This window comes from Flammeovirgaceae bacterium (genome assembly GCA_015180985.1).
Classification (GTDB): Bacteria; Bacteroidota; Bacteroidia; order Cytophagales; family Cyclobacteriaceae; genus UBA2336.
In genome coordinates, this window is record CP054185.1 from 1906168 (window position 1) to 1924927 (window position 18760).

Genomic DNA, 18760 nt, shown 5'->3' on the forward strand with positions numbered 1-18760 from the left:
CGGGTTCCTTTGATTTTATCTAATTTTGAGCGCGCATGCGTCTAATCATTTTAGTCTTTTTTGTTCTGCCTGCTGGTTTGGTGGTTGCCCAAAGCAAAGTCAACCTTAAGCAGGCCGACCAGTTGAAAGGCGGGCTGAAGGATGGTGAACGGTATGACCGCGTGCTGGGCAACGTTATCTTTATCCAAAACCGCACAACCATTTACTGCGACTCCGCCCATTTTTACCGGGCGCGCAATTCCGTTGAAGCCTTTGGGCAGGTACGCATCACCGAGGGCGACTCGGTTACGATTACGGCAGCCCGTGCGGAGTATGATGGCGATAAACGGGTGGCCCGGCTACGCAGAAATGTAGTATTCACCAAGCTGGCAACGGCTACCTTGTACACCGATTTCCTTGATTTCGATCGCGAGCGGAATGAGGCCTATTATTTTAATAACGGCCGGCTGGTTGACAGTATTAACGTGCTCACCAGCAACAAGGGCTATTACGATGTAAATTCGAATATGGCCTCCTTTAAGCGGAATGTACATGTAAAAAATCCGGATTACACGATGACCTCCGACAGCCTGCAATACAACTCCCGCACCAAGATTATTTACTTTAGAACGGAAACCACCGTTATTGATAAAGATAACAACAAAGCGATTTATGAAGGCGGAGAATATGACACCCGAACGAAGCAATCCGACCTGAAGAAAGGACAAGCCGAAACAAAAGCCTACACCCTTAGCGGGATAAAAATTTCGCTTGACGATGCACGGAAATTTTACCGGGTAAAAGGTAATGCGGTGATGACCTCGAAAGAAGAGAACCTGACTATTTACGGAGATGATGTAGTGTATGACAGGCAGCGCAACATAGGCAAAGTATACGGCAATGCCTGGATGGCCAAGGTAACGGATGAAGGCGATACGCTTTTTCTTTCGGCTGATACACTGGTATCCATTGATCATCAGGAGCCGGCAAAAAAACGACTGCTGGCTTACCGCAATGTAAAAATCTTTAAAACCGATTTGCAGGGCCTGGCCGATTCGGTGGAATACCGGCAGGCTGATTCAACGCTGATTTTTTACCGAAACCCCGTGTTGTGGACGGAAGGCAACCAAATGGTGGCCGATACGATTACCATGCTAATAGAGAACAATACCATCAGCCGGATGTTTATGGTGTTTAATGCCTTTATCATCTCAGTTGATACGCTTAAAAATTATAACCAGATGAAAGGCCGAAGGATGACAGCTTACTTTAAGAATAAGCAGTTGGACAGGGTGGTGGTTGATGGCAACGGAGAGAGTATTTTCTTTGCCCTGGAAGATCGCACCAATGTTTTTATGGGCATGAATAAGATAATTTGCAGCAACATTACCATCCGGTTCCTGAACGGTGTGGTGAACAACATCAGTTTTTATGTTAAACCGGAGGCGGAATTTATTCCACCACATGAACTGGTGAAAGATAAGACCCGCCTGAAGGGCTTTGTATGGAAGGAAGAAAGCCGGCCAGCCAAATACGATGTAGTAAAAAGCCAACAGCCTCCAACTGAAAGAAATAAAAGGTTATTACGTTAACAAATTGTTAAGGCAGTAATTTCCTGTACTTTTCTATGAAAGCCTGTTGAAAAATGTTACCTTTTCTGTCAACTCCTCTCACCCATGAAAAAGCTTCTGCTGTTGGCTTGCGGGCTTTTGGTTGCTGTAGTTTTACCGGCCCAGAGTTTTGAAGTTACCGGACTGCAGGAAAATTACAGGGGCTTTATTGGTGAACTGATTACCGCACCCCTAACCATTAAAAATACTTCCCAAAAGGCAATTACCCTTGTCATCCGGAAGAGTTCCGCTCAAATCGGGGGTACACAACGGTATTTTATTTGCTTAACGGCCTACTGCGAAACGGAGCAGATTAGTGAGGATTTAACTATACGACTGGAGCCTGGCCAAAGTTTTGTCAATTGGTCGGTTGCTTTGGAAGCCGGCCTGGTACCCTTAACCAGTATTGCCCGTTACCGGATTACCAACGTGGCTAATCCGGCCGAAACCGTTGAAGTTGAATACACTTTTATTACAGAAGAGAAACCGGCCCGTACAGAAATTTTCAATTCGCGCCTCATCACCATACACGATGTGTATCCCAACCCGGTAACCGATTATGCCACTATTAATTACCGGCTTAGCACCGAAACGGTGCGGGCAAAAATCGTCATCCACAATATTTTGGGTAGCCGGTTGTCAGAAATTGAGTTGCCATTTCCTGAAACCCAGGTGAAGATAAGGGCCGATGATCTGAGCGGGGGCATCTACTTTTACACCCTGTACCTTGATAACGAAGGGGTAATGACCCGCAAACTCATTGTTAAAAAATAAGAACACCAAAAGCGCAGTTTCAGCGTTTTTACACATATCTGCCTGATGTACTATATTTGCAGGCTTATGCGGTTAATAACTGTTGTTTTTGCAGTTTCTATCCTTCTTTTGGGTACTTCTTGCGGCAAGTTCCGCAAGATTGAAAAGAACCCCGACTGGCGCGTGAAGTACGAGGCCAGCCTGGCTTATTATGCCAAAAAGGATTATTACCGCGCTTCGGTACTATTGGAACAAATCATGCCGGTAATCCGAGGTTTGCCAGAAGCCGAGCGGGCTCAGTTTAACCTGGCCTATTGCCAGTATTATCAGAAAATGTACCTGCTGGCCAGCGAGCAATTCAGAACGTTTTATGAAACCTACGGGCGCTCGGCCCTGGCTGAGGAAGGCCGCTATATGTATGCGTACTCCTTATACAAATCATCGCCCGACTCCAACCTGGATCAAACCGAGAGCGTACAGGCCATGACCTCTATGCAGGAATTTTTAAACCGGTACCCCGCCAGCAAATTCCGCGATCAGGCTCTGGAGGTGATATTTACCATACAGGCACGGCTTGAAGAGAAAGGATTTGCCAATGCCCGCCAGTATTATAAACTGCGCAATTACAAAGCGGCCATTGTGGCATTGGGCAATTTCATCAACAACTTCCCCGATTCAAAATATGTGGAGGAAGCTCACTTTCTCATCGTAGCTTCGCATTACCTGTTGGCTGAGCAGAGTATTCAATCGAAGCAAAAAGAACGCTACCAGAGCGTAGTGAACGATTACATCGAATTTCTCGATCGGTATCCCAATAGTTCGTATCTCAAAGAAGCAGAACGGTATTATGTAGACAGCCTGGATAAACTGGGCAAATTAAAATCGTAATTACATTAACTAAACGTATGGCTATACAATCATCAATTATTACACGTGACCTCGAAAAACTTTCGGCACCTACCGGCAACATTTACGAATCGGTTGTAGTTATTTCCAACCGGGCCAAGCAGATTGCCGTTAACCTGAAAGAAGAACTGAATGCCAAGTTGGCTGAATTTGCCACCACGGTGGATAACCTGGAAGAGGTATTTGAAAATCGCGAGCAAATCGAGATTTCCAAATTCTACGAGCGCATGCCCAAACCAACTTCTACGGCAACGGAAGAATTTCTGGAAGGAAAATTGAATTTCCGCATCCGTGGCGCTGAAGAGCAGGCTCAGGCCTGATTGAAGCATGTTGCAGGGCAAGCGTATTTTGCTGGGCGTAACCGGCAGTATTGCCGCGTATAAATCGGCAGTCCTTATCAGGTTGCTGGTGAAAGCCGGTGCCGAGGTAAAGGTGCTGATGACCCCTTCGGCAAAGGATTTCATCACACCCGTTACATTATCAACGCTTTCCAAAAATCCGGTCTTGTCGGATTTTCTTAAAGATGCCAGCGGCCAATGGAACAACCATGTTGAGTTGGGCCTGTGGGCCGATGTGTTGGTGATTGCCCCGGCCAGCGCCAACACGCTTGCCAAAATGGCCAGCGGTATCTGCGATAACCTGTTGCTGGCGGTTTACCTGTCGGCCCGCTGCCCGGTAGTGGTTGCTCCGGCCATGGATCTGGATATGCTGCAGCATCCGTCAACCCAAACCAATTTCGAAAAGCTAAAGTCTTACGGTAATCAGCTAATCGATCCGACCCATGGCGAACTGGCCAGCGGATTGACCGGAACCGGCCGTATGGCCGAGCCCGAAGATATTGTACGTTGGCTCGAATCTTTCTTCAACTCAAAAAAAAAGTTAGCGGGTAAAAAAGCGCTTGTTACGGCCGGACCTACGTTTGAGGCCATCGATCCGGTCCGATTTATCGGCAATCACTCCAGTGGTAAAATGGGCTTTGCCATTGCCGAGACGCTGGCCAGCGAAGGGGCCCAGGTAGAACTGGTAACCGGGCCTACCCACCTGCATACGAACCACCCGGGCATTTCCGTTAAACGAGTAACTTCTGCCGAAGAGATGTTCCAGGCTGTTACACGCGTTTTTCCCCAAGCCGATATAACCGTGCTGGCGGCCGCTGTTGCCGATTATAAACCGGCTACCCGGGCCGACCAGAAAATTAAAAAGAAAGCGGATACATTAACGCTTGAGCTAACGAAGACACACGACATTGCAGCTACACTGGGTAAACAAAAAAATAACGGTCAGTTTATTGTCGGCTTTGCTTTGGAAACCGAAAATGAACAGGCAAATGCATTGAAAAAACTGGAGTTCAAGAATTTTGATCTGATTGTTCTGAACTCCCTGAACGATCCGGGGGCGGGCTTCGGCCACGATACCAACAAGATTACCCTGATTGACCGGCAACATCAGGTTAAGAAATTTGAAACGAAGGATAAACAGGCGGTTGCCCGCGATATTGTAAACTCCATTATCGAACGGCTGCATGCGTAATATAGTGGTGATTGTTTTAATGTGGCTGGCAACCACGTCCGTTGCACAGGAGTTAAACTGCCAGGTAAGCATAAATGTCGGTCCTAAAGTACGCACGGTTGACCAATCGGTTTTCCGCGACATGAAAAATGCGTTTCAGCAGTTTATGAACAGTCGGAAATGGACCAACGACACCTATCTTACACATGAGAAAATCAATTGCAGCATTCTGATCAATATAAATGACATGCCCTCAATTGGCGTGTTTAATGCCTCCGTGCAGGTGCAGGCCGCACGGCCCGTGTACAACACCAATTACACCAGTTTGATTTTTAATTTTGCCGACCGCGACTGGGACTTTGAGTACCTGGAGTCGCAGCCGCTTGAGTATAACGACAACAACTTCATCAGCAACCTCACGTCCATGCTGGCCTTTTATGCTTACATGATCATCGGTGTTGATAACGACACCTTTAGTGAATTGGGCGGAAACCCCAATTTTCAGCGTGCGTTGCAGGTGGTCAATAATGCGCAGGCCTCCAACCGATCGGGCTGGCAGCCGGTGGGCAGCATCCGCAACCGCTACTGGCTGGTGGAGAATTACATCAATCCGCAATTTGTCGAAATCCGCAGGGCCATGTACCGCTACCACCGGCTGGCCCTGGATACCTTTGATAAAAATCCGGAACAAAGCCGCGAAATTATTTTAAAATGCCTGAAGGATATAAAAAAGGCCCGCGACATCAACCCGAACGCCATTATTGTTATTTCCTTTTTTGATGCCAAATCAAAAGAACTGGCCAACATTTTTTCGGATGGTGCCCTGCCCGTCAGGCGCGAAGCGTACGATTTGATTATCACCATGGACCCGTCAAACCAGTCGGGTTATGAAAAAATGATCAAGTAACAACAGGGCAGTAGTTTTTTGCTTCTGTGCGCTGAAGGGATTCCTTTTTACTGCTAATTTGTACCGCCATGCTGCTGCAGCTTACCATTAAGAACTATGCGCTTATCCGCCACCTGGAACTTTCGCCATCGGGTAACCTGAATGTGATTACCGGTGAGACCGGAGCCGGAAAATCCATTATGCTGGGCGCCATCGGTTTGCTTACGGGCAACCGGGCCGATACAAAAGTACTTTGGGATGAAAATGAAAAATGCATCACCGAGGGTGTGTTTGATATTAAACCGTATAAACTACAACCGTTTTTCAAGGAAGAGAACCTGGATTATGACGATCAAACGGTAATCCGAAGGGAGATTAGCCCGGGCGGCAAGTCGCGGGCATTTATTAATGATACACCCGTTACGCTGGAGGTGCTTAAAAAACTGGGCAGCCGCCTGATGGATATTCATTCCCAGCACGAAACACTCGAGCTGGGCAGGCAGGCTTTTCAGTTAAAACTGATAGATGCCTATGCCGGCAACCAGGCATTGCTCGAAAACTACGAAGAAGCCTGGCGCGAATACACGGATAAAAAGGCGGCACTTCAGCAACTGGAAGCACAGGCGAATATTTTGCGGCAGGAAGCGGATTACGTGAATTTCCAGCTCGATGAACTGGTAAAAGCAAACCTGGAGGCCGGTGAACAGGAAGATCTGGAAGACGAATCAAAAGTACTTCAGCACGCAGAAGAAATAAAAGAACGGCTCAGTGCCGTGCTTGAGATTCTTTCACGCTCAGAAGCCGCTACTGAATCCACGTTAAAGGAAGCACGGCAGTATTTACAGGGCATTTCAGCATACGCAACGAAGTACGAAAAATTGCTGGAACGGCTGCAGAGCGTTACAGCAGAATTAAGCGACCTGGTAGGCGAACTGGATCGCGAAGAAAACCTGGTTGAATTTGATCCGGAACGCGCGGCCGTGGTTACCGGGCGGCTTGATTTGATTTACCGGCTGCAGAAGAAGCACCGGGTAAATTCTGTTGAGGAGTTACTCGCCATACAAGAGGAACTTCAGCAAAAAGCCGGCCTTACTGCCAACCTGGATGACGAATTGAATCGGATGCGGGAAGCATTTGAAAATTCGCGTGCCGTGTTGAAGAAAAAGGCCGCTGAGTTGAGTAAAAAACGCCAGGCCGTTTTTACTCCGTTGTGCACTGAAATAACCCGGCTGTTAAAAGAACTGGCCATACCCGAAGCGGTGCTGAAAGTGGATCACCGGCAAACGGAGCCCGGACCTGCCGGTGCCGATGCGGTGGATATACTCTTTAGTGCGAATAAAGGTATTGCCCCGCGGCCGCTGGCACAGGTGGCTTCGGGCGGTGAGTTTGCCCGCCTGATGTTTAGTGTAAAGTATGTGATGGCCGAGAAAACCGAAATGCCTACGCTGGTGCTTGATGAGATTGACACGGGCGTATCAGGCGAGACGGCTTTTAAATTGGGCAAGCTGATGCGTGCCATGGCTGCAAGGCACCAGGTGCTGGCCATTACCCATTTACCGCAGATTGCCGCACGGGCACATACCCATTACGTTGTGTTTAAAGACAACCATGCCGGAAAAACCGTTAGCGGGGTGAAGCTGCTTACTGAACCTGAGCGGGTGGAGGAAATTGCCAAAATGATTGGCGGAGAAAAGCCCTCGAAGGTGGCCGTAGAAAACGCGCGGGAGCTGCTGGTGGGGTAGGGCTAAGTAAGCTTTAAACCAAGTATAACAAATGTATGCAATGTAATAATACAGATGAAAATGCGTTAATTGTACAAAAGAAAAAAGTTATGGAAAAAATGAGCATCCTGTCCCTCGGTATTCTTGTCTCTGCCGCTGTTCTTATTTCCTGCAACGATGACGAAAAGAAGATTAACCACCCCATTGTAGGAACGTGGACGCTGCTCTCCGAATCGGCCAGCGATTGCACCGACCCGCTGAATGATTACGAAGACACCTATACCTGCACGCCTGACGAGTGCGTTACCGTTACCTTCAAAAGCAACGGAAAGTTTGTTATTAAGTATACCGAAGATGGCGATACCGAAACCGAGCAGGGTACCTATACAATTTCCGGTACTGAAATCACTCTGTGCTATCCGGATACTCCGCCCGATTGTGAAACGATAAGTTTTGTGATTGACGGCTCAACGCTGACCACTACCAGTGTTGACGAGTTTGACGGCTGCACATATACAGTTGTACTGATTAAGTAGGCTCCTGGTTGATGAGCAGGCCCTTCGTCATGCTTGAGGCACCACAAAACCAGTGCTAATTTGCGATGCTGAGGCCGCCCAACGGGCGGGCGAAGCATCTTCTGAGTTAACAAGTAGATCGTTATTAATACAGCAGTAGTTTATTTTTATTAGTTTCTGGATACTAAAATCATTTATCATGAAAATCAGGATAACACTATTGATTGCTATAACATTTGCCCTTACCGCAACGGCACAAACCAGGAAATGGTTTATTGAACCTTCCGTACGCCTGGCAGTTGATGCCGAAGCCTATTTTATCGGTCCTGCACTTGGCCTGGGGGTGGGTTATTACCTGACTGACCGCTTGTCGGTAAGTTCATCGTATCAGTATTTCAACCGCAAGGTTACGCACCACGATGGGTATTATGATGAACTTAATTTGCAAAGCATGGACGCGGTATTGAATTATTTTCCGGCCCGGTTGGCAGAAGATAGAAAAGGATTTTTCTTTGGTGGAGGACTTGCCGTTCAATGGCGTGATGAGATTTGTTTCTCAATCGAACACTTTTCCGACTCACCCGATGGGATTGAGCGGGAACAGCGCACATACTTTACCGGTACCTTCAACCTGGGGTATGAATTTCCGGTTACAATCGCATCAAAAACCAGGTTTTTTGCGGCAGACCTGAAAGCCATCGGCCCCTATACGGTTGACTACACTGAGATTTTTACGCAGGTGATGCTTGGAGTAAGACTGAGGTATTGACTGATCTGCAACCATTAACCTGATGATGATTGCAAAAGCACTTAACCCGATTTCGATTTTAATACAAGCCAGCTCCAAATCGTGCTGCTGCAATTTATGTTTATTTTAAAGATAGCTTCTGCTATCTTTAAAAATGCAACAGTCAGCCGCCACAACACTTTTCCTTCCCATTGCCCTCGGCATTATCATGCTCGGGCTCGGGCTTTCGCTTACGCTGGATGATTTTAAACGCGTTACCAAATACCCGAAAGCCATCATCATCGCCCTAGTTTGCCAGATGATTTTACTGCCGGCTTTAAGTTTTGTTATAGCCGGCTTCAGCGGACTTACCCCTGTGCTGGCGGTAGGATTGATTTTACTTGCTGTTTCGCCCGGTGGGCCTACGGCTAACCTGTACAGTCACCTGTCGAAAGGCGATGTAGCGCTAAACATTACGCTCACGGCTGTGAACAGCGTGTTGGTGCTTTTTACGTTACCGTTTATCGTTAACCTGGCGATGGAATATTTTATGGGTGCAGGACAGTACATTCCGCTGCCCTTTGCCAAGGTGGTTGAAGTTTTTGTGATTGTGCTTGTTCCTGTTTCGCTGGGTATGCTCATTAAAGTAAAAGCGCCCGGGTTTGCCGAAAAGATGAACAAGCCTGTAAAGGTCATCTCGGCCTTGCTGCTAATCGTGATTATTGTATCGGTAACCGTTCGGGAAAAACAGGTACTGACGGATAACTTTGGTCAGCTGGGCATGCCGGTGCTGCTCTTTAACGTGCTGTGCCTGGCCGTGGGGTATTTTATTCCGTTGTTATTCAGGGTTGAAAAGAAGCAGGCCATTGCCATTGGCATGGAGATAGGCATTCACAACGGTACGCTGGCTATTTACATAGCGTTGAATGTGCTGAATAATTCAACGATGAGTATACCCCCGGCTATTTACAGCCTGCTCATGTTCTTTACGGCAGCGGCATTCGGGTTCCTGGTAAACATTTCGGGGAAGCAAACCAACTGAAATCTAAAGTTCCGATTATCTTACTACAAGCCATCTCAAAAATAACTTTAGCCACTGAGGGCACGAAGAATGCACAAAGTTCACAAAGTAAAGGCCGTTGAATTACTGTGTTTTGTGCCCTTTGTGCTAACCTTTGTGCGCTTTGTGGTTTCAATATTTGATTTTTTGAAATGACTTCTACTTAAGTAGCCCGTTGCGCAATTGCAGGCGCCATACATCATCATAAGTCAGCACACCTTCATCCACCATCTCCCTTATCACTTCTATCAATAACTCAGCATCTTTCGGGTTAATGGCCCGCTCCAGTTCTTCGCTGGTCATTAGTTTATTTTTTAGAAGTCGCATTATTTCCTGTCGGAGTAACAAGGCTTCCGCTTCGTTCTCTTTCTTCTTTTTTGCAATGCACACATCGCATGTACCGCAGGGTTGCCAGGTTTCCTCTCCGAAATAATCCTGTATCAGGTTCATGCGGCAGCGGTGCGTTGACGTGGTGTATTCAATCATGGCTTTCATTCGCGACACGGCCAGTTCTTTACGCTCCTTCAGCCGGTGCAGGTTCAGCGGCAGGTGGTCGGCATCCTGGCGGGGAAGCACAAACGTAACCTGCGGACTATCCTTGCGTGGCAGGTACACCATGGCCTGCAACTGGTGTAAATGGGTAAGCATTGAAGTAATTTCGCCAACAGTTGTCTTCATGGCGTTGGCCAGGTAGTCTTCTGAAATTTTTACATAGCCGCTGTATAACTGGCCGCCATACAACCGAAGCAGCATCTTAATGAAAGGGTCAAACCGGGCGTTAGCCACCTGGAAGGCGTATAATTCAGCAGGCTCCATTTTAAAGTGCAGTTGCGAAGGGCTGTAATAACTTTCACTAAAGGCTATCAATCCTTCTTCTTCAAGTTTTTTCAGTGCACTGTACACCTCTGCCATGTGCAGCGAAAACCGGTCAGAAAAGCTGTAGATATCAAAATCAAAACTTTCACCTTCAGCGCTGCCTAGTGCCAGTTGAAAATAGTTGGCCAGGGCCTGGTAGATTTGTTTAACGTAAGGAGCCTCCGGGTGGGATTGGTTTACTTTAGCTTCAAGACTGGCAATATCAGCATCCTCATAGAGGATAACGGCAAAGGCCCTTTTTCCATCGCGTCCGGCACGGCCCGCTTCCTGGTAATACGATTCAATATTTTCTGGCAGATCCAGGTGCACAACCGTGCGCACATCGGGTTTGTCAATGCCCATACCAAATGCATTGGTGGCCACCATTATGCGCCTGGCATTTCGCAGCCACTCATCCTGGCTTTTGCTGCGCTGTTCAAACGTCATCCCGGCATGGTAATAGTTTGCCGGAATGTTCAGCTGGTTGAGCCATGTGGCTACTTCCTGTGTGGCTTTGCGGGAACGTACATAAAGGATGGCCGGCCCTTGTACTTTCTGCAGTACTTCCAGTAATTTTTTGTTCTTGTTTTCGGTTTTACGCACGACAAATGCCAGGTTATCGCGGGCAAATGTTTGCTGAAAGGTTTGATGCGGTTGCCTGAATTGCAGTTTATTGATGATGTCGTCTTTAACCAGCGGGGTAGCTGATGCCGTTAACGCGATGACCGGAACATGGGGGAGAAGGTTTCGTAAATCGGCAACCTTCAGGTAAGGCGGGCGAAAGTCATACCCCCATTGCGAAATGCAATGCGCTTCATCCACGGCAAGGAGGCAAATTTTCATTTGTTGCACACGCACCTGAAAGAGTTCGGTCTGTATCCGCTCAGGCGAGATATACAGGAACTTAACAGAACCATGAACACAATTGTCGAGTGTGATGTCAATGGCATCGCGCGTCATTCCTGCGTGTACAGCTACGGCCCGTATGCCTTTTCGCTCCAGGCTTTCTACCTGGTCTTTCATCAGCGCTATGAGCGGGGTAATAACAATGCAGGTGCCTTCGCGCATCATGGCCGGTACCTGAAAGCACACCGATTTACCACCGCCTGTTGGTAAAACAGCCAGCGTATCCTGTTCGGCCAGCACCGCATGAATGATTTCACGCTGCAGCGGCCGAAAGTGAGGGTGCTTCCAGTACCTGCGTAAAATAATGAGCGGGTCGTGCATGTACCAATATTAACAAAAAAGCGGGCTGTTAACCCGCTTCATTGCCGTGGGGATGGTAATCGGTTATTTATTGGCGGCCTGCAGCAGTTTAATGCCGGTTTCGCCAAGGTGTTTTGTCAGTATGCTTTTGTATTGGGATGAATTGGTGTACCCGCCACCGGAAGCAAAAAATTCTTCCAGCACCGGTTGCCAGTCTGAATTCAGCGGCATAATAAACCCAAATTGTTCGGCTGCTTTATCGCCTACCGGGTGGCGCTTTACCGGTTTCTGTTCACTTACGGCCTTGAGGTAAAACGCCAGATCCAGGTATGAAAAACTGTTCGGATCGGTAAAGAGTTTCTGATACACTTCGGGGCTGGTATCGAGTGTAACAATCTTCATGTTCGGAAAATGCTTTTGTTTCAGTTCAAGGATGCGCTTTTCGTTAAGTGTTCCTTTGGCGGTATAGGCCGTAAGTTTTGAAAATGCCGTTGAGATATCTTCCAGTTTGGCCAATGTAGGAATGTTGTTTTGCGTGATGAGTATGGCGAAGTTGGTAATGAAGGGCGGGCTGAATTTTACTTCGCGTTTTCGTTCATCGGTAATGGTAATGTTTCCCAAGCCGAATACTCCGCCTGTTGAGGCTTTTACTTTCGCATACATGCCCTGGAAGTTGGAGCCATCGCCAACAAACTTGGATTGCAGCTTAACGCCTTTGTTGGCGTTTACCCAATTAACAAAGTCATTCATAATATCAACGCATATGCCGGTAAGTTTTCCTGCACCATCTTTGTACGAGAAGCCGGGGGTTTCAACATAGGCCAGCGAAATGGTACCCTGGCCGGACGCTTTAACCTGGGCCCAGGTGTCGCCCACATAACCTTGTGCAAGCACTACATGGCTTGCAACAAATACCACAAATGTTGCTATTGTCTTCATAGGAGCGGAAGTTTCTTACCGAGTTACAAAAAACTGTAATCAAAAACGTAAATCAGGTAAGATTGATGTACTGTTTAACGCAAAATTACGCGTTACCACAGAATTTTTTCTTTGTTCAGGAAGGCGGCAATGCCGCGTTTGCAATCATCCGTGGCACGGGCCTGGGCATTCATGTTGGCGGCATAGTTCAGTGCAGCATCCAACGGCAGGTTTTGCACTTCGGCAATCATCTGCTTGGTTATTTTCATACTCGTGGCTGAGTTTGTGGTTACCAGGTGCCCGGCAAAATCGAGCACGGTCTTTTCCAGGTCACTTTGCTGAACAATGCGGGTAATCAGTCCTTTTTCAAGCGCTTCATCTGCGCTTATGGCGTCACCGCTTAGGAGCAGCTGGCGGGCCTTACCATCCCCGATTTTGCGGATGAGAAACACCATGACAACAGCCGGTATAAATCCGATTTTCACTTCGGTGTATCCGAATTTTGCTTCCGGTACGCTAAAACAGAAATCGCACACGGTGGCCAATCCGCAGCCGCCCGCCAACGCATGGCCCTGTACCTGCGCGATAACCGGTTTTGACAGTGTATAGATTTTACGATACAGATTTTTCAGGTTAGTTGAGTCGGCCAGGTTCTCTTCCAATGAATTTTTTTGAAGTTGCTGCAGGTAGCTCAGATCAGCCCCGGCACAAAAGGCTTCGCCTGCGGCTTTCAGGATAATTACATTAACCCGATCATCCTGTTCGGCCTGGTTAAACGCATCAGTCAATTCACTCACTATTTCATTGTTCAGTGCGTTCCGTTTATCCGGACGGTTAAGTGTAATGGATGCAATGCGGTTCGAAATTGAGTACAACAGGGTGTTCATGGTGTTACTTGGTTAACGAATGCACCGGAATGCATTACGGAATAGAATGGTAAAGAACGCGATTTTGCTTCATTCAGCAACTGTTTGCAAAGGGCAAGTGAATTACTGCTGTCGAGAATGACGGCTTTAGCCTGAATGTGGGCAATTTCGCTTGCGGACTTTATGGCATTATTGCTGATGAGGATGTAATCGGCATGGAGACTTTCCGGCAGGGTAGTACTTTTTTGTAAGCGAATTATCACGTTGTTCTGCCAAAATACTGCCAACGTATGGGGTGTAAGTTGTATGGCATTTGCCGAATCGTTTACTTCGGTGTGGTAGACACCACTTATAAGCCGGTTCGGGCTGATGTGGAAACGCATACGCTCAGTATTGCTGATTAATGAAGGATCACCGTAAAATCCAGATCGGCCATTTTGGATTAATTCCATGGCGCTGAAACCGGGTACATGGTACACCACCAGTTTGGCCGGTTTGATGAGCGTGTAGTAATGATACCATTGGGCAATTCCAAAAAGCAATGCAAAAAGGGTTGCAGTGATGAGAAATTGAAACTTTCGGTATTGAAGCAACAAAATACCTGAAACAACAATAAAAATAAGCAGCCAGCACTGGAGCGTGGTGATGTAAACATTTTCAATAATACTAAAAGGTAATCGTTCAGTTGTAAATACCAGGAAGTTCAGGGTTTTAATGAGTGCCGATAAAACAACTCCGAAAACCTTAGCTGCAACAGGTATCCAGCTGATTGCCAGCAATGCTATACCGGTAATCAGAATAAGGGTGGCACCGGGTATAACAAACAGGTTGGAGAACAGAAAGTAAACCGGAAACTGGTGAAAATAAAGTAGCCCCAACGCAAAGGTGGCTAATTGTGCAGCGAGTGATACACAGGTAATTTGCCATACCTTGTCTAACAAAATACTTTTTGGAATCCAGGCTCTGTATAGAACAGGTTGAAGGTATACAATGCCGATAACCGCCAGGTAAGAAAGCTGAAAGCCAACCGACATGACCAGGTAGGGATTGAACAGTAACAAAACAAAGGCGGATACCGCAAGGATGTTGTAAATATTGGTGCGGTAGTTTAGGGGGCGGGCCAGCGCTACAAACGAAAACATGGTTACTGCCCGCAGTACCGAAGGCGAAAACCCGGTTATCGAGGCGTAGCCCCATAAAAGTACAATGCTTACAAACGCCAGCGCCCACTTACCCTGCCGGCTGCGGCTTGTTGGTTGAAGCACAAAAAGAATTATCATGTAAATAATGCCAACGTGCAGCCCGCTTACAGCCAGTACATGCATGGCGCCCGAAGCGGCATAGGCCTGGGTGAGGTCAGTATCTAAACCATCTTTAACGCCCAGTATCAATGCTGCCGCAATGGCTTGCTGTTGCGTGCCATTGATACAGGTGTTTATAATTTGAAGGGCTTTGTTTCGGATGACATACACTTCTTTGAAAAACACGTTGCCGCCTGTTGTATCATGCAGCATGACTGAGTTATTGCGAATAAAATGTTGATGATAAATGTTACGGAAGCCCAGAAATCGCTTGTAATCGAACTCACCCGGATTGGCCGGAGGTGTTAACGGTTGCGGTGCTCCGTTAATCAGCAGGGTGGTGCCATAACTGAAGGGTTCGGCAAAATCGTTTTTTGAAAAATACAGCAGCACGTTTCCGCGGGCAGGTGTCCATTCACCGGTTGACGACCTAACAGCTTTTACCCGGGCAACCTGTTTCCATGAGCTGGCTTTTTCTTCGGCAGGTTCAGCAAGTTCTGCTTTATAAAATTCAACAGGTGTAACGGTGTGCATGAAATGATCCGGGTGCCGTGCCTGGGTATGTACCAACAGGTTGAGGTATCCGGCAACGAGAACAGCCAATAGTCCAACAGGGCCTGGATTTATTTTACTCCATAGCACAAGTATAAAATAGGAAACAACAAGTGCAACGAGGATTATACCGGCTATAAACTCGTTGAGTATTCCGGGCTGATAAATGCCGATGAGGATACCTGCGATAAAAAATAGAACAATCCTGACGAATGCAACAGGAACCCACTGGAACATGGGTAAAAGTTACTAAAAATCTGATTTTATCGGAGAGTTACTAAAAGTAGTTTTCGACTGCAAATTCATATTGTTTAATGAACAGTTTCTTAAAGGCAGTCAATATGATAGGATTTAACTTTGTTTTTGATAGGAATTTAACCCCTGGTACTGCTTCCTGCTGCGTACGCTTCAATGATATCGCGCACCAGTTTGTGACGGATAACATCCTGCTGGGTAAGTTCAATAAAGCCGATACCCTTAATCTGCTGCAGCAGCCTTACCGCTTCATTCAGCCCGCTGGTTTGTTTGGAGGGTAAATCAACCTGGCTGGTGTCACCGGTAACAATCATTTTTGAATCGGGGCCCATGCGGGTAAGGAACATTTTCATTTGCATGGGTGTGGTGTTCTGTGCTTCATCCAGCAGGATGAACGCATTATTCAGCGTGCGGCCGCGCATGTAGGCGAGGGGTGCAATTTCAATGATCTCGCGCTCCATGTAATACTGTAGTTTTTCAAACGGTATCATGTCGTGCAGGGCATCGTAAATGGGCCGCAGGTACGGATCAATTTTTTCTTTCAGGTCGCCCGGTAAAAAGCCCAGGTTTTCGCCTGCTTCAACGGCAGGCCGGGTGATGATAATCTTTTTAACCTGTTTGTTCTTCAGCGCCTTAACGGCAAAGGCAACTGAGATGTAGGTCTTGCCGGTTCCGGCAGGGCCGAGCGCAAACACCAGGTCGTTGTCTTTTACCAGTTTAACCAGCTTTTGCTGGTTGGGTGTTTTGGGTTTTATCGGAGTTCCCTTTGTTCCGTAAAGTATTACCTGGTCATCCTCCAGTGCGGTATCGGCTACCAGTGCTTTTTCGTTGCTTACATACGTTTTTACGTCCTCTTCACGGATGCTGCCGTATTTGTGGTAATGATGAATAAGTGCATTCAGGATATCATCAATCTGGATTACTTCGGATGTGCTGCCTTTAATCAGTATCTGGTTGCCGCGGGAAACAATTTTGCTTTTTGGAAAAGCCGTGGCCAGCGAAGTGATGGTCCTGTCTTCAACCCCCAGAAAATCAATCAGGGAAATATTGTCGAGTGTAATTACTTTTTCTATCAAACTACAGCCGTAAAATTTAGGTGCGTTAAAAATGCGTAATTTTACCGCGACACAAAAGTACAAAAGAACACCGGGAGCATCAACATGGCCATTGTTACCCTGCTAACCGATTCGGGCGAGAGCGACCATTACGTGGCAGCCATTAAAGCCCGGATCCTCAGCACCAACCCCGGTATCCGGCTTGTAGACATTACCCACCGGCTTCCTCCGTTCGATATTGCCCATGCGGCTTTTGTACTGCGATCGGTTTTCCGCGATTTTCCCAGGGGCACCGTTCATCTGGTTGGTGTTGATGCGGTGGCCAATGAGCAGGATAAACCAATTGCAATACAACTGGAGGATCATTTTTTTGTTGGTGCCGATAACGGATTGTTTGGCCTGATAAGCGATAAATCGCACCAGTATCTGGTGGAACTGAATTCAATCAATTCCATTGAGACAACTTTTCCTGAACGCGATATCTTCGCCCCGGCAGCGGCAAAACTGGCCAGTGGTATGGCCATTGCCAGCCTCGGCAAACCCTTGCCGGTATTTAAAAAGATGATTGACCGGCTGGTAAAGGCAACCAAGAAACAAATTACCGGGAGTGTTATCCATATTGATAATTTCGGTAATCTTATCACGAACATTCCGAAAGAAGCCTTTACGGTGCTGAGTAAGGACAGGGTTTTTACTATACAGGTGGGGGCTGAAAGGTTCCGGAAAATTCACACCCAATACTACCAAACCGATGAAGGAGAGTGTTTCCTGCTGTTCAACTCCCTGGGTTTACTCGAAATAGGTATATACAAAGGAAACGCGGCCGAACTGCTGGGCCTGGAGTATGGGAGTACCATTGTTATTTCGTTTGAATAACTAAACGTTTGTTATGATTATCCGGATTGTACGCATGCACTTCACCCAGGCGGGTGTTGATGAATTTCTTGAAATATTCAACGCCAATAAAAAAGCTATACGTGCTTTTGCCGGTTGCATCCATCTTGAATTGCTAAGGGATGCGGAGGATGAAAATACATTTGCAACACTTAGCCATTGGGTGGATGAAGCCAGCCTGGAAGCCTACCGTAAGTCGGAGTTGTTTGCGGGTGTGTGGGGAAGGGTTAAAACACTTTTTGCCGAACGGTCGCAGGCATTTTCGCTCGTAAAATATATCGAAGTGGCTTAACCTTACTGAATACTTGGCGGGCACAACTTTTCAATTAAATTTGCTGCCCCAAAGCCTGCCCGGGTGGCGGAATTGGTAGACGCGTTGGTCTCAAACACCAATGGTAGCAATACTGTGCCGGTTCGACTCCGGCCCCGGGTACAAATCCTCTTAGCGTTGCAAGCCATGCAAGTTCAGCAGCTCTTCCCGCAGTTCGATTCATCCCTTCTTGAGTTTATTGAAAAAACCGGGAATGAGGTGGAGTTCAATGAAGGAGAATTGCTGATGCGTCCCGGGCAGTACTTTAAAAATTCGCTCATTATTCTTGAAGGGCGTGTAAAGCTTTACCGGGAGGGCGAAAACGGTGAGGAGTTTTTTCTTTATTACCTGGAGCCGGGCAATGCGTGCGCACTCTCTATGATCTGTGCCACAAAAAACGAGGCAAGCGCCATTAAGGCCAAGGCTGTAACGTATGTTAAAGCACTGGCAATCCCCCTGCAGCACATGGATACACTGATGCGCGACCACCGCAACTGGTACTACTATGTGCTGGAAACGTACCGCTCGCGTTTTGAAGAACTCCTTACGGTTATTGATCAAATTGCTTTTCATTCTATGGACGAAAAACTGGAGTTTTACCTGAAACGCCAGTTTGAAACACTGGGTAAATCCATCACTATTACCCACCAGCAAATTGCAGATGACCTGAATTCTTCCCGCGAAGTAATTTCGCGCCTGCTGAAAAAACTCGAAAATCAAAAAAGGGTGGTTGTTTCGCGTAACGAGATTACCAACATCAACCTGTAACCGTAGGCGCCTGCGCCTAGCCGGATAAATTAAGCCTTTTTAAGGAATAGGATTTTTCAGCATTAAACCTGTTACCGAAAAATACAGCACCTGATTTTTTAAACACAGCCTTAA

At 47.1% G+C, this 18760-nt stretch carries 18 protein-coding genes and 1 tRNA gene; 14 read left to right on the plus strand and 5 right to left on the minus strand.

The window, feature by feature from the left end:
* Positions 1–35 precede the first annotated feature (35 nt).
* The 10 genes from HRU69_08970 to HRU69_09015 all read left to right on the plus strand — a co-directional run bounded on the left by HRU69_08970 (position 36) and on the right by HRU69_09015 (position 9648).
* Positions 36–1571, plus strand: a complete 1536-nt coding sequence (locus HRU69_08970) for an Organic solvent tolerance protein OstA (GenBank protein QOI97613.1) — start codon at positions 36–38, stop codon at positions 1569–1571.
* An 84-nt stretch (positions 1572–1655) separates the two neighbouring features.
* Entirely contained in the window at positions 1656–2363 is a 708-nt protein-coding gene (locus tag HRU69_08975; protein ID QOI97614.1) for a T9SS type A sorting domain-containing protein, read from the plus strand.
* 66 nt (positions 2364–2429) lie between these two features.
* Positions 2430–3230, plus strand: a complete 801-nt coding sequence (gene bamD, locus HRU69_08980) for an outer membrane protein assembly factor BamD (protein ID QOI97615.1) — start codon at positions 2430–2432, stop codon at positions 3228–3230.
* Between the two features lie 17 nt (positions 3231–3247).
* Positions 3248–3568, plus strand: a complete 321-nt coding sequence (locus HRU69_08985) for a DNA-directed RNA polymerase subunit omega (protein ID QOI97616.1) — start codon at positions 3248–3250, stop codon at positions 3566–3568.
* A 7-nt stretch (positions 3569–3575) separates the two neighbouring features.
* Positions 3576–4778, plus strand: a complete 1203-nt coding sequence (coaBC, locus tag HRU69_08990) for a bifunctional phosphopantothenoylcysteine decarboxylase/phosphopantothenate--cysteine ligase CoaBC (protein QOI97617.1) — start codon at positions 3576–3578, stop codon at positions 4776–4778.
* The gene (locus HRU69_08995; protein QOI97618.1) at positions 4771–5664 is read left to right on the plus strand and encodes a DUF4835 family protein; all 894 of its coding nucleotides are present in this window, start codon (positions 4771–4773) and stop codon (positions 5662–5664) included. Before coaBC ends, HRU69_08995 begins: the two co-directional genes overlap by 8 nt.
* A gap of 68 nt (positions 5665–5732) precedes the next feature.
* Positions 5733–7385: a DNA repair protein RecN gene (gene recN / locus HRU69_09000; GenBank protein ID QOI97619.1), complete on the plus strand. Its 1653-nt coding sequence runs from the start codon at positions 5733–5735 to the stop codon at positions 7383–7385.
* Positions 7386–7420: 35 nt separating this feature from the next.
* Entirely contained in the window at positions 7421–7900 is a 480-nt protein-coding gene (locus HRU69_09005; GenBank protein ID QOI97620.1) for a lipocalin family protein, read from the plus strand.
* Positions 7901–8078: 178 nt separating this feature from the next.
* Positions 8079–8648 (plus strand): hypothetical protein, encoded by a 570-nt coding sequence (locus tag HRU69_09010; protein ID QOI97621.1) that lies wholly within the window; start codon positions 8079–8081, stop codon positions 8646–8648.
* Between the two features lie 133 nt (positions 8649–8781).
* Entirely contained in the window at positions 8782–9648 is an 867-nt protein-coding gene (locus HRU69_09015) for a bile acid:sodium symporter family protein (GenBank protein QOI97622.1), read from the plus strand.
* A 177-nt stretch (positions 9649–9825) separates the two neighbouring features.
* On the opposite strand, the gene HRU69_09020 is transcribed toward HRU69_09015, so the two are convergent.
* The 5 genes from HRU69_09020 to HRU69_09040 form a co-directional block, all read right to left on the minus strand.
* On the minus strand, positions 9826–11748 hold the full coding sequence (locus HRU69_09020; protein ID QOI97623.1) for a RecQ family ATP-dependent DNA helicase: 1923 nt from the start codon (positions 11746–11748) through the stop codon (positions 9826–9828).
* A gap of 63 nt (positions 11749–11811) precedes the next feature.
* Positions 11812–12666 carry a transporter substrate-binding domain-containing protein gene (locus tag HRU69_09025; protein QOI97624.1) on the minus strand — a complete coding sequence of 285 codons (855 nt, stop codon included), beginning with the start codon at positions 12664–12666 and terminating at the stop codon, positions 11812–11814.
* Positions 12667–12758: 92 nt separating this feature from the next.
* Entirely contained in the window at positions 12759–13532 is a 774-nt protein-coding gene (locus tag HRU69_09030) for an enoyl-CoA hydratase/isomerase family protein (protein ID QOI97625.1), read from the minus strand.
* Entirely contained in the window at positions 13529–15601 is a 2073-nt protein-coding gene (locus HRU69_09035) for a ComEC family competence protein (protein ID QOI97626.1), read from the minus strand. Before HRU69_09035 ends, HRU69_09030 begins: the two co-directional genes overlap by 4 nt.
* A gap of 137 nt (positions 15602–15738) precedes the next feature.
* Positions 15739–16695, minus strand: coding sequence for a PhoH family protein (locus HRU69_09040; protein ID QOI97627.1), 957 nt, complete (start codon positions 16693–16695; stop codon positions 15739–15741).
* 84 nt (positions 16696–16779) lie between these two features.
* Between HRU69_09040 and HRU69_09045 the strand changes: the two genes are divergently transcribed.
* From HRU69_09045 to HRU69_09060, 4 genes are all read left to right on the plus strand, one after another.
* The gene (locus tag HRU69_09045; GenBank protein ID QOI97628.1) at positions 16780–17550 is read left to right on the plus strand and encodes an SAM-dependent chlorinase/fluorinase; all 771 of its coding nucleotides are present in this window, start codon (positions 16780–16782) and stop codon (positions 17548–17550) included.
* Between the two features lie 13 nt (positions 17551–17563).
* The gene (locus HRU69_09050) at positions 17564–17860 is read left to right on the plus strand and encodes an antibiotic biosynthesis monooxygenase (GenBank protein ID QOI97629.1); all 297 of its coding nucleotides are present in this window, start codon (positions 17564–17566) and stop codon (positions 17858–17860) included.
* A 57-nt stretch (positions 17861–17917) separates the two neighbouring features.
* A tRNA-Leu gene (locus HRU69_09055) sits at positions 17918–18001 on the plus strand.
* Positions 18002–18025: 24 nt separating this feature from the next.
* Positions 18026–18646 (plus strand): Crp/Fnr family transcriptional regulator, encoded by a 621-nt coding sequence (locus HRU69_09060; GenBank protein ID QOI97630.1) that lies wholly within the window; start codon positions 18026–18028, stop codon positions 18644–18646.
* The last annotated feature ends 114 nt before the right edge of the window (positions 18647–18760 follow it).